The sequence below is a fragment of the Algoriphagus vanfongensis DSM 17529 genome, assembly GCF_000429465.1.
GTDB classification, from domain to species: Bacteria; Bacteroidota; Bacteroidia; order Cytophagales; family Cyclobacteriaceae; genus Algoriphagus; species Algoriphagus vanfongensis.
Genome location: NZ_AUBX01000014.1, coordinates 1 through 12,008, shown reverse-complemented (window position 1 = coordinate 12,008; position 12,008 = coordinate 1). Strand labels below are relative to the sequence as shown.

9 protein-coding genes and 1 tRNA gene are annotated in these 12,008 nt (G+C 42.3%); 6 read left to right on the top strand and 4 right to left on the bottom strand.

The annotated features are described in order from the left end of the window. Positions 1-16: 16 nt before the first annotated feature. The 4 genes from clpX to G460_RS0111215 all read right to left on the bottom strand — a co-directional run bounded on the left by clpX (position 17) and on the right by G460_RS0111215 (position 3,496). Entirely contained in the window at positions 17-1,243 is a 1,227-nt protein-coding gene (gene clpX, locus G460_RS0111230; protein ID WP_026955436.1) for an ATP-dependent Clp protease ATP-binding subunit ClpX, read from the bottom strand. A 3-nt stretch (positions 1,244-1,246) separates the two neighbouring features. Beyond that, complete coding sequence (locus G460_RS0111225) at positions 1,247-1,915, bottom strand: ATP-dependent Clp protease proteolytic subunit (RefSeq protein ID WP_026955435.1); 669 nt, start codon at positions 1,913-1,915, stop codon at positions 1,247-1,249. A gap of 76 nt (positions 1,916-1,991) precedes the next feature. Beyond that, entirely contained in the window at positions 1,992-3,320 is a 1,329-nt protein-coding gene (tig, locus tag G460_RS0111220; protein WP_026955434.1) for a trigger factor, read from the bottom strand. 94 nt (positions 3,321-3,414) lie between these two features. After that, a tRNA-Leu gene (locus G460_RS0111215) sits at positions 3,415-3,496 on the bottom strand. 157 nt (positions 3,497-3,653) lie between these two features. Between G460_RS0111215 and G460_RS0111210 the strand changes: the two genes are divergently transcribed. The 6 genes from G460_RS0111210 to G460_RS0111185 all read left to right on the top strand — a co-directional run bounded on the left by G460_RS0111210 (position 3,654) and on the right by G460_RS0111185 (position 11,612). Further along, positions 3,654-5,873, top strand: a complete 2,220-nt coding sequence (locus G460_RS0111210; protein WP_026955433.1) for a RelA/SpoT family protein — start codon at positions 3,654-3,656, stop codon at positions 5,871-5,873. 54 nt (positions 5,874-5,927) lie between these two features. After that, positions 5,928-6,392 (top strand): Fur family transcriptional regulator, encoded by a 465-nt coding sequence (locus G460_RS0111205; protein ID WP_026955432.1) that lies wholly within the window; start codon positions 5,928-5,930, stop codon positions 6,390-6,392. Next, positions 6,389-6,727 carry an STAS domain-containing protein gene (locus G460_RS0111200; RefSeq protein ID WP_026955431.1) on the top strand — a complete coding sequence of 113 codons (339 nt, stop codon included), beginning with the start codon at positions 6,389-6,391 and terminating at the stop codon, positions 6,725-6,727. The genes G460_RS0111205 and G460_RS0111200 overlap by 4 nt, the downstream gene beginning before the upstream one ends. 168 nt (positions 6,728-6,895) lie before the next feature. Then, entirely contained in the window at positions 6,896-8,167 is a 1,272-nt protein-coding gene (locus G460_RS0111195; RefSeq protein ID WP_026955430.1) for an adenylosuccinate synthase, read from the top strand. Between the two features lie 74 nt (positions 8,168-8,241). Beyond that, positions 8,242-10,593 carry a PKD domain-containing protein gene (locus tag G460_RS0111190; RefSeq protein WP_026955429.1) on the top strand — a complete coding sequence of 784 codons (2,352 nt, stop codon included), beginning with the start codon at positions 8,242-8,244 and terminating at the stop codon, positions 10,591-10,593. Then, positions 10,590-11,612, top strand: coding sequence for a PorP/SprF family type IX secretion system membrane protein (locus tag G460_RS0111185; RefSeq protein WP_026955428.1), 1,023 nt, complete (start codon positions 10,590-10,592; stop codon positions 11,610-11,612). The genes G460_RS0111190 and G460_RS0111185 overlap by 4 nt, the downstream gene beginning before the upstream one ends. Positions 11,613-12,008 lie beyond the last annotated feature (396 nt).

The following is a 12,008-nucleotide window of genomic DNA, read 5'->3' as shown; positions in this document are numbered from 1 at the left end:
ATTTGATTGATTTGCCTTAGGCTACCTGAAGTCTTTTGAATTTCGACTTGTCAAACTTGGACTGGGCATATTCCCGATCAATTACGAGTTCTTTGATGTTTTCGTCCGAAGGCAATTCATACATGGCATCAGTGATGATAGCTTCGCAGATAGATCTCAATCCACGGGCACCCAGGTTATATTCCACAGCTTTCTCTACGATGAAGTCAACTCCACTGTCTTCAAAGACTAAGTTTACTCCTTCCATTCCCACTAGCTTGGCGTATTGTTTTACCAGAGCGTTTTTAGGTTCAGTAAGAATTCTCTTCAAAGCATCTTGATGCAATGGGTCCAAATGAGTCAAGACAGGAAGTCGTCCAATCAACTCAGGGATTAGACCAAAGGCCTTCAAGTCCTGCGCAGTGACATATTGTAGGAGGTTTTCACGATCAGCTACCTGGTTTCCGGCTGTTTTGCTGAAGCCCATCGGCTGAGTGTTCAATCTCTTTCCGATATGTCTCGCAATCCCATCAAATGCACCTCCGCAGATAAACAGAATGTTTTCTGTATTGACAGCGATCATTTTTTGATCTGGGTGCTTTCTACCTCCTTGTGGTGGCACATTGACTACGGTACCTTCTAATAGTTTCAGCATGGCTTGCTGTACACCTTCTCCACTGACATCTCTGGTGATAGATGGATTATCAGATTTTCTGGCGATTTTGTCCAGTTCGTCAATGTATACGATGCCTCTTTCAGCAGCTTCTACATTGTAATCGGCAGCTTGCAGAAGTCGGGTCAGAATACTTTCTACATCTTCACCTACATAGCCAGCTTCTGTTAATACAGTCGCATCGGCAATGCAGAATGGGACTTCCAGTGTTTTTGCAAGCGTTTTTGCCAGATAGGTTTTGCCAGTTCCGGTATCTCCGACCATGATGATATTGGATTTTTCGATTTTGATCTCATCCTTTTCATCTTTTTGGAGTAGTCGCTTGTAATGATTGTATACAGCCACGGTGAGGACCTTTTTCGCATCTTCTTGTCCGATGACGTACTGGTCCAAGTAGGCTGTAAGTTCTTTTGGTTTTTGTAGCTTAAATTTTGGCTTAGCAGCATCACTTTTCTTGGTCTTTTCTTCTTCACCAAGAATCATGTGTGCCTGATCGATGCAGAAGTTGCAGATATGGGCTGAAATGCCCGATACCATTAGATCTACATCTTTTTTATTTCTGCCACAAAAGGAGCAAGTAACTTGGGCCATTTTTTATTTTTTAACTAATACTTCGTCGATCAGACCATATGCTTTGGCCTCTGGTGCTTTGAGCCAATAGTCTCTGTCCGAATCTCTCTCGATTTCTTCGTAGGTTTTTCCGGTGTGGTTTGCCAAAATTTGGTAGAGTTCCTGTCTCATGGAAAGGATCAGTTTCAAAGAGATTTCCATGTCTTTGGACTGTCCTTGCATGCCTCCTGATGGCTGGTGAATCATCACTCTGGAATGTTGCAAAGCGGATCGCTTGTCCTTGGCTCCACCTGCGAGCAATACAGCCCCCATAGAAGCGGCGATACCTGTACAGATAGTAGCTACATCCGGCCCGATGTATTGCATAGTGTCATAGATCCCTAGACCTGCAGTGACAGAGCCTCCTGGGCTATTGATGTAGAGCAATACGTCTTTTTTGGCATCTACTGATTCCAAGAAAAGTAATTGGGCCACGATAATATTGGCGATGTGATCGTCCACACCTGTGCCTAGGAATATAATCCGGTCCATGATCAGTCTAGAAAACACATCGATTTCACGGAAATTCTGTGGTCTTTCTTCGATCACAGAGCGGGTCATGTTCTCGATATGTTGGGTATACTGGTCAAATGCAGTGCCGCTCACACCTTGATTGTGAATGGCGTATTTTCTGAATTCCTCTTTATTGATCATGTCTATTAGAATGTTGAAGTAAACAAAAATAAAAAAAGCCCTTAAATAAGGACTTTTTTATAGAGGTAAAAGCATTTTACTTTTCTAAAAGTTCCTTGAACTCGTCGATGCTAATTGCTTTTTCTGTGAGATCAATTTTCTCTTGGACAAAAGCCAGGACTTTTTCGTTTTGTACAGAGGTGAGCATATTCATGTAGTTTTGACCTTCTTCGCCTTTGAGGTAATTGTCTACAAACATATCCATGCTGTCTTCCATCTGAGTGCCAAGGCCTGAAGAAGCAAATTGCTCGCGGATCATTTCTTTGGTTTTGGCGATCACATCTTCATGTTCTGCCTTGATTTCATTGGCTTTGGCCAATTCATTAGAAACCAATGACCAAACCAATTGTCTTGCGTAGATTGGAAATTCTTTTTCTACGTCTTCTGCAGTCACTTTACCTTCGTTTGCTTTTAGCAACCATTCTTTCAAGAAGTCTTCTGGTAGATCCAAGTTGGCTTTTTCTACCAAAACTTTCTTCAACTCTTCCTCTGTGAAAACTTTGGACTCTTTGTCGTAGTTGGTTTGAAGCGTTTCCTTCACTTTGGCAGTGAATTCCTCTTCCGTAGAAACTTGCTCTGGGCCAAAAATCTTGTCGAAGAATTCTTGGTTCAATTCAGCAGCTTCAGTTCTGTTGACATTCTTAATGGTGAAAGTCAAAGCACCTTGTGCCGCTTCAGCTTCTTCAGTCTCAAGTCCAAAAGCTTCTTCCCACTGGCCTTTCTTCACGTCTTTGGCATCAAACTCCACTACAGTGTCTTTACCCTGACCGATGAATTTGCCAGCTAGTTTTTTGGTGATTTTGGTCAAGTCCAAAGAAACAGATTTGCTGAATCCAGTTTCAGCAGCTGCCAAATCACCATATACATTATCTCCCGCTTCGGCAGTCTCTGGATTGGTGCTGTTGCCGTATTGAGATTTTAGGTTGTCGATGGTTTCGCTTACCAATTTATCATCTACTTGGATTTGGTATTTGGTAGCTTTTACTTTTTTATCCAATGGCAATTCGAAGCCATCGATAAATCCGATTTTGTATTCAAAGTCGAAATCTTTCTGGTTTTTCCAGTCGATTTTGTCTTCTACATTTTCTACAGGAAGTGGGTCGCCCAATACTCTGAATGTTTGTTCCTTCAGGTAGTTGTTGAGGGACTCGCCAAGAATTCCGTTGATTTCTTCCACGAGTACGGAGGTACCGTACATGTTTTTTACCATAGAAACTGGCGCCTTGCCAGGTCTGAAGCCACGGATGTTGGCTTTTTTGGCGTAGTCTTTCAGTTTCGCGTCTACCTTCGGTTGATAATCTGCCTCTGTTAGTTTAATTTTAATAGAAGCTTGATTTGTTGAGTGCTTGTCTAATGTGATTTCCAAAGCGCTTTTACGTTTATAAGTGAAGATGAACTAAAAACCCCCAATCTCTTTCCTGAGCCTGAGGCCAGGGGAGTGATTGAGGGTTCGGTATTTGTGCGGATGGAGGGACTCGAACCCCCATGCCTCGCGGCGCTAGATCCTAAGTCTAGTGCGTCTACCAATTTCGCCACATCCGCATTCGATGCAATTTTAAGCGGAAATTTCTTCCTCTTTTCAATTGTGGATGCAAAGGTATGTGCTTCTAGGCAAATTGCAAATAGGTGCTAAAAAAAAATAGAGAACATTTGAAAAAAAATCCAGACTCGTACCAATTTTGTTGTAAATTCCTTCTGTATGATTCAAGTAGATGAAGAAGTAGAGAGAAAAGAGATCTTAAAACGCTACCGCAGATTATTGCGTCACGCTAAGCCTGTTTTGAAATCTGGAGATGCCAAGCTGATCAAGCAGGCATTCAATGTCTCCCTGGAAGCTCACAAGGATATGAGGCGAAAGTCCGGTGAGCCGTATATCTATCACCCTTTGGAAGTGGCTTTGGTCTGTGTCGAAGAGATCGGGTTGGGGACGACCAGTATCGTAGCGGCTCTGCTGCATGATGTAGTAGAGGATACAGACTGGGAGCTGGAGGACATTGAGCGGGAATTTGGCCACAAGGTCATGACGATCATCGATGGCCTGACTAAAATTTCTGGGGTGTTTGATTACGGGAGTTCGCAGCAAGCGGAAAATTTCCGGAAAATGCTGCTTACGCTATCAGATGATGTGAGGGTGATCTTGATCAAAATCGCTGACCGTCTCAATAACATGAGAACTCTGGCCAGCATGCCACGCCACAAGCAGCTGAAGATCGCATCTGAAACCATGTACCTCTATGCTCCACTGGCGCATCGACTGGGACTCTATGCGATCAAGTCCGAACTGGAGGATCTTTACCTGAAATATACCGACACGGAGACTTATATAGATATTGTCAAAAAGATCAATGAGTCAAAAGCCTATCGGAATAAGTTCATCAAAGCCTTCATCCAGCCCATAGAAGAGGAACTGGAAGATCAGGGATTTGAATTTAGTATCAAAGGTCGCCCGAAGTCTGTCTACTCCATTTATAATAAAATGAAGAAGCAGGGGATACCTTTCGAAGAGGTTTATGACCTTTTTGCTATCCGGATTATTCTCCAAAGTGATTTGGAAAACGAAAAAGCGGATTGCTGGCAGGTATATTCCATTGTCACAGATTTTTACAAGCCCAATCCTGATAGATTGAGAGACTGGATCAGCACACCTCGATCCAATGGATATGAATCCCTTCATACCACTGTGATGAGCAATTCGGGCCAATGGGTCGAAGTACAGATTCGGACAGATAGAATGGATGAAATCGCAGAGCGTGGCTATGCTGCCCATTGGAAATACAAAGAAAAAGACAGCAATGGCAAATCGACTTCCGGCCTCGATGACTGGATCACCCAGGTGAGAAGTCTTCTGGAGTCCAATGATGGGAATGCCATTGAGTTTATGGATGATTTCAGAGGAAATCTATTTCATGATGAAGTATTTGTCTTTACTCCAAAAGGTGACCTAAAAGTATTGCCATTTGGAGCTTCTGCTTTGGATTTTGCTTTTGAAATACATACTGAAATTGGAGCTAGGTGTATCGGTGCCAAAGTGAATCAAAAGCTGGTACCGATCAATCACAAACTCAAAAATGGAGATCAGGTAGAAATCTTGACCTCCGGCAAGCAAAGACCGACAGAAGACTGGCTCAGCAATGTCGTGACTTCGAGAGCCAAAGCTAAAATCAAGGATGCACTTCGGGAAGAGAAAAAGTCGGCGATTTTGGATGGGCGTGAAATAGTGCAGAGAAAGTTGAAGCAGATGAAAATGGATTTTTCATCAGAAAACATCGAAAAGCTTCGAGCCTATTTTGAGCTGAAGACTGCCAACGAGTTTTATTATCGAGTAGGGAAAGGAATAATAGATCCGACCTCGATCAAGTCTTTCATAGATTTCAAAGAAAATCAGAAGCTCAAGCACAAGGCGATCCAAGAAAAGGTGAGAGACGAAAGTTCTTTTACCAAAGAGATCAAAAGCCTAAAAGGGCCAGACCACGATCAGCTGCTGATAGGGGAGGACATGGATGTGGTGGATTACATTTTGGCAAAGTGCTGTAATCCAATCCCCGGGGACGATGTATTTGGTTTTGTGACCGTCAATGAAGGAATCAAGATTCACAGGACTTCCTGCCCCAATGCACTCGAACTGCTATCCAATCACGGCAATCGAGTGATCAAAGCCCGCTGGACCAGTCAAAAGGAAATCGCTTTCCTAGCGGGACTTCACATTGTGGGCACAGACAGAGTCGGATTGATCAATGACGTGACCAAGGTGATTTCTAATGAACTGAAAGTGAATATGAGGTCTATTACGGTGGATTCAGATGCGGGTGTGTTTGAAGGCACAATCAAACTCTACGTTCACAGTACCGAACACTTAGATAGTTTGATGGAAAACCTTTCAAATGTGGAAGGAATCATCAAGGTTTCCCGCTTTGATTGACGAAATGAATCTTTTTCATCACACAAAAGTTATATTTGAAAAAAATAGCTCAAGATGCCTTTGGATACGAATCACTTTGAAGAGGTAAAAAAAATATTCACCGCTTACCTGGAGAAACAAAAACTCCGAAAAACTCCCGAACGTTATGCCATTTTGGAAGAAATCTACAGCAGAACGGGTCACTTTGATGTAGAATCTCTCTATATCAGCATGAAAAACAAAAACTACCGGGTCAGCCGCGCTACAGTGTACAATACGCTTGATCTGCTCGTGGAGTGTGATCTGGTGACTAAGCATCAATTTGGAAAAAATCTTGCTCAGTTTGAAAAATCCTATGGATACAAGCAGCACGATCATTTGATCTGTGTAGAGTGTAATCAGGTGCTGGAGTTTTGCGATCCGAGAATCCAAAATATCATGAATACGGTAGGTGAAATTCTGAACTTCAAAGTAATGCACCATTCCTTGATCATGTATGGAGTATGTAGTAAGTGCGGAACTCAAATCGCTGACAAATGAAATTGACTTACCAAACAGGAAAGGACGATAAGGCACATTATCTCTATATCAAAGGAGACCTCATCGGGGATGAAGTGGGCCCGAAGCTCGTGGAAGTCGTGTCAGATGCGATCCAAGAGGGAGCGAAAACCTTTGTCATTGACCTCAGTGAAGTGCGATACATCAGCTCTTCAGGTATTGGCCTGCTGATCACGATGCTGACCAAAATGCGCAATGTGGACGGAGAGGTATACCTGACATCTCCTTCAGATCATGTGAAGAAGCTCCTAATAATCACCAAACTGAACAATATTTTCACTGTTTTTGATTCCATAGAGGATTTTAGAAATCAATAAGATAGGCGGAAATATTCCACCTGAAATACAAAGCAATGACAGTTCAGCCCAGTTCGATTCATTTGGACTGGGCTGAATTATTTATAGGCTTTCTCTTGGTTTTCATGAGGCGAATCGCAAATTTCGCCCTTCAAAAACTCTTGAATAACCGTAAAGACCGGACATCAAATGAAGATGGATGTATTATTGGGTCTCCAGTGGGGAGATGAAGGAAAAGGCAAAATTGTAGATGTTTTAGCTCCTGAGTATGAAATCGTAGCCCGTTTTCAAGGTGGTCCCAATGCGGGGCATACGTTGGAATTTGACGGAATCAAGCACGTTTTGCATCAGATTCCTTCAGGGATTTTCAGATCTCAGCTATTGAATATCATCGGTAATGGCGTGGTCCTTGATCCCATTATCCTGAAAAAAGAAATCGAAGGACTGGATAAGTTCTCTATTGACTATATGAAAAACTTGGTGGTTTCGAAAAAAGCCACCATCATCATCCCTACTCATAAGCTACTCGATGCAGCTTACGAACAGGCAAAGGGAGATAAGAAAATCGGCTCTACCTTAAAAGGTATCGGCCCGACCTATCAGGACAAAATCGGTAGAGTTGCTCTGAGAGTCGGCGATATTTTGAGCCCTGACTTTTCTGACAAGTATCAGGCTTTAGTAGAAAAGCACAAAACGATCCTTTCGTTCTATGAATTTTCGCTGGACAAATTGCCGGAGATGGAAGCACAGTTTTTTGAGGCGATTGAGTTTTTCAAAAGTCTCAACCTCATCGATAGCGAATATGTAGTCAATGAGGCACTGACGGAAAAGAAAAGAATTTTGGCTGAAGGGGCTCAGGGATCTTTGTTGGATGTGGACTTTGGTTCTTATCCATTTGTGACCAGTTCCAGCACGATGACTGCTGGGGCTTGTACAGGTCTCGGAGTATCTCCCTCCAAAATCGGAGAGGTATTTGGAATTTTTAAGGCTTACTGCACCAGAGTAGGTAGTGGTCCATTTCCTACGGAGTTGTTTGATGCGGATGGTGATGCGATGCGAAAAGAGGGGAATGAATTTGGAAGCACCACTGGTCGGCCACGCAGATGCGGATGGCTGGATCTGCCAGCTTTGAAATACTCCATTATGATCAATGGGGTTACTCAGCTATTTATGATGAAGGCGGATGTTTTGAATATTTTTGAAAACATCAAGGTCTGTACACATTATGAATTGCCAAATGGTGAAAAAATTGATAAACTTTCTTTTGAAATCACCGACACAGAAGTGAAGCCAGTATATGAAAGCATGAAAGGCTGGAATTGCTCTCTGGAATCAGTAAGAAGTTATGATGATTTTCCAGCCGAATTGAAAGACTATGTTTCTTACCTTGAGAAGTCTTTGGAAGTGCCTATCAAGCTGGTGTCAGTCGGCCCGGATCGAGTACAGACAATTATGAAATAAATAAAAGCCCCAAATTTACCATTTGGGGCTTTTTTGCTTTCTAGGAGTTTTTCATTTTGTATTTTGAAAAACTAATGCCCATACACTTGAAACTCCGATTCATCTTTTTGTTCATTTTTATAAGCCAGTTGTGGACCGTGTCGTCGGTTTTGGCTCAGGTCGGTTTTCCGTATTGCGAATCCTTCCAGACTCCCAATACGCAGGCAAATACTATTTTTGGTGGCTCTGCAGAGTTGGTTCAGGGAGTCCTTCGACTTACTTCCAATGAAAATGACCAGAATGGCTATGTCTACATCGATGTGCCATTTCCATCTAACTATGGGATTAAAGCTGAATTTGAATACTTCATGTATGGTGGTACCGGCGCTGATGGATTAACGGTTTTTTTGTTTGATGCCGAGACAAGTAATTTTTCCCTCGGAGGATTTGGGGGTTCTCTAGGGTATGCCCAAAAAAACAATCAACCTGGTATGACCGGGGCTTATTTGGGGCTGGGGTTTGATTCGTTTGGGAACTTCAGCAATATCTCTGAAGGGAAGCAAGGCGGTTTTTTTGGTGGAGATAATAGCCTATACCCAAATAGTATAACACTGAGAAAAGGTGGAAGCGGTACTTCTGGGTATGAATATGTGATAGGAAAAATGACAGATGACCCTCCTTTTGGAGATGGTGACATCGCTTTGGATGTTGAATATCGCTTTCCTTTAAGTTCTGGAGGGGTGGGTACCCAGCGTGTAACAGATCCCAATCAGGTCGGATACCGAAAGGTATTTTTGGAACTAGAGCCTCATCCTACAGGTCCAGGTTTTTTGGTGAAGTTGGAAATGGAAGTGACTACAGAAGCGGGAAAGCCAAGATTGGTGACCATTTTTCCTGGAAATGCATTTCCCTATGTAGCGCCGGAGAATCTTAAAATTGGTTTTGCGGGATCTACTGGTGGTGAAAATAACTTTCATGAAATCCGTAATCTCAAAGTGGAAGTATCTGCTGATGAGGAATTGCAAAATCCTACAGCAGTGGATTTTGAAGCACTAGTAACCTGTGAAGGGCAGGAGAACACCTTTGAGATCACAGAGGAAGATGTGCTTCTGCCCAACGAATCTTCAGAAATTAGATGTCTTCAGTTTTACCAAACTCTGGAAGAAATCGAAAATCAGTCTACTGATATCTGTACTCAGGCGAGATGTCTAGAGGAGAATAGGTATCTTATTTTGGAAGAAGGAATATTGGAAGCTGGCGATAAAGGAGCCTATACTTTTTTACCCAATGCAGGAACTGCCGGAAAGGAGGTGGAGATCTACTATACTATCACTGATAATTATGGAAAAGCCTCGGCCGGGAATAAAATTAAGTTTGTGATCAAGGAATCTCCCGAGCCTGTATCGTTGATAACGGAAGGAGGAGAAGATATCCAAGAGCAAATTAAGATTTGCGAAGGTGAAGAGATTCGGATGGTGGCGACAGGGGAAGGTGCGTATACTAAATATGTGTGGTATCGTGATGGTGAGTTGCTGGCTGAGGAGAATACTTCCTTGCTAGTCTCTGAAGAGGGAGAATATGAGGTTTGGGCTTTTAATGAGCAAAACTGTCCTGCCAAATCGAATAAGGTTCATGTGGTTTTTCCTGTTTTTCAAAATCTGGAATTCGAGGAAAGGATTGTTGGATGTATTCCCGAGGCAGCTGTAGATATTTTTCAGGGTCAGGAATCATATGATCCGACTGAATATGATTATTTATTGGAAGGGGAGGGGATAGTTTTGGAAAATGAACAAATCCTGAGTTTGAATCGGACAGGTTTTTATTTTCTTTCCAATAGACCCAAAGGCTATGATTGCTATTCGCCACCTGTAGAAGTGGAAGTGGTGATTCAAGAGACAGAGCTGGTAGCTGATTTTGATTTTGTAGTCAGTGGTACAGAAATACGTGATGATGCCAGTGGAGGGATATTTCCTGATGATCCGATTCAGTTTACTGATCTTTCGGATCCTAGGGCGATTTCATGGGAGTGGGATTTCGGAGAAGGAACTCTTTCGGAGGAGAAAAATCCAGTACATGTCTTTGGCATCAAAGGTGAGTATGATGTCAAGTTGACCATTACAGATGAGCTGGGGTGTCAAGCCGAAGCTATTCACAGGCTGTCAATTACTAAAAGTTATCGTCTGATGTTTCCGACAGGATTTACTCCTAGTTTGGAGAGCAATCAATTATTTGCGCCTAAATACAAAGGCTTAGTAGAAGCAGAATTGTTGATTTTTGATGTTTGGGGTGAGCTCATATTTAGATCAGAAGGAGTCAATGCAGATGGGTGGGATGGAAAGTTGGACGGAGTGCTATTGGAACCTGGAGTATTTGTGTATAGATTCAATGGGACAGCGACAGATGGAGAAAAGGTAAAAGAAGGAGGGAAATTCAAATTGATCCGATGAAACGATTTTTGAGTTACATACTATTTTTAATAGGGTCCATTTCAGGCGTGTATGCACAGGATATTCAGTATTCTCAGTTTTATGCCAATCCATTTCATATCAATCCGGCATTTGCGGGCAGTACATCTGAAATCAGATTAGGAGTTAATTTTCGAAACCAATGGCCTGCATTGGATCAGAGTTTTGTGGCTTCTACAGCCTATGCAGATTTATTTTTTGAAGAAATATCCAGCGGAATGGGTTTGGTGCTGTCTGGAGCGCAGGAGTCTTTTACCCAAAGCAGGCAGTACGAGATAGGGTTGGTGTATAGTTATAGGTTGAAATTCGATGAAAAGAATTTTTTGCAATTTGGAATTCAGGGAAGTTATGCCGGACGCGAATCTCAGTTTGATAAAGTCATCCTGGGGAGCCAATTGAATATTTCTACAGGTCAGATAGAAGGGCGACCTGGAGAAGCTTTTGAAGGAGATAGTAAATTAAATTCTTTGGATGCCCATGCGGGGATTTTGGCATACGGTGAAAAGTACTGGTTTGGAGCTTCCGCATTTCATTTATTGGAGCCTCCGATCAGCTACCTTAATATGGATGAGGGTGATCTTCCTATTCGCTATGGCCTACATGGTGGGTATCGAATCGATTTGGCACCAGGAAATATCAATGATTTTTTCAATAACACTGACCAAGAGAGATCTTTGGCTTTGGCTTTCAATTACAAAAAGCAGGGGCAATACTCCCAGCTGGACGTCGGCGCAGAGTTTTTCTTTGAACCTTTGGTTTTAGGTGTGTGGTACCGTGGGCTTCCGACCAAGTATGAATTACCCAATAATGAATCTCTGATCGCATTATTAGGCCTGAGTTTGGAGTCAGGTATTGAGATCGGATATTCTTTTGACTTTTCGATTTCCAAATTAGGGCAGTCTGTTTCCGGAGGAGCGCATGAGTTGTCCTTTCGGTATGTGTTTACTTCTGGAAATAGAATAAAATCTAAGTACCCGCCCCTTCCTACCTTCAGATTCTAGACGGTAGTTCGTCTACATGTTTGGTTATTTATTGGTGTTTTGATTTCTGTGGAATTTTATTCTGTTTTACTGGGCATTTTGCTTGAATTTGAAGAATAAAATTTTTCAATCAGTTGATCAGGGAGTTATGTAAAAGTTAGATTTTTTTTGGTGGTAGGTATTGTGGACTCGGATAATTCTCGGATATTTGCACTCCCAATCGACGCAAACGGCGCTGGGAAAATTTGAAAAACGGGGTAGAGCAGGAGGATGGTTCTGGTGATATCGGGGCCGATGAAATGAGAGAGCAGAAACGTTGAAAAAAATATTTCAAAAAGTTTTTGTGATTGAAAAAACTTCTACTACCTTTGCAAACCCAATCGGAAAGAGATCGGGAAATAAAAACAGAAAAACACG

Coding starts and splice junctions, on each gene's coding strand:
- clpX (WP_026955436.1), bottom strand. CDS start 1,243: ATGGCCCAAGTTACTTGCTCCTTTTGTGGCAGAAATAAAAAAGATGTA.
- G460_RS0111225 (WP_026955435.1), bottom strand. CDS start 1,915: ATGATCAATAAAGAGGAATTCAGAAAATACGCCATTCACAATCAAGGT.
- G460_RS0111210 (WP_026955433.1), top strand. CDS start 3,654: ATGATTCAAGTAGATGAAGAAGTAGAGAGAAAAGAGATCTTAAAACGC.
- G460_RS0111205 (WP_026955432.1), top strand. CDS start 5,928: ATGCCTTTGGATACGAATCACTTTGAAGAGGTAAAAAAAATATTCACC.
- G460_RS0111200 (WP_026955431.1), top strand. CDS start 6,389: ATGAAATTGACTTACCAAACAGGAAAGGACGATAAGGCACATTATCTC.
- G460_RS0111195 (WP_026955430.1), top strand. CDS start 6,896: ATGAAGATGGATGTATTATTGGGTCTCCAGTGGGGAGATGAAGGAAAA.
- G460_RS0111190 (WP_026955429.1), top strand. CDS start 8,242: ATGCCCATACACTTGAAACTCCGATTCATCTTTTTGTTCATTTTTATA.
- G460_RS0111185 (WP_026955428.1), top strand. CDS start 10,590: ATGAAACGATTTTTGAGTTACATACTATTTTTAATAGGGTCCATTTCA.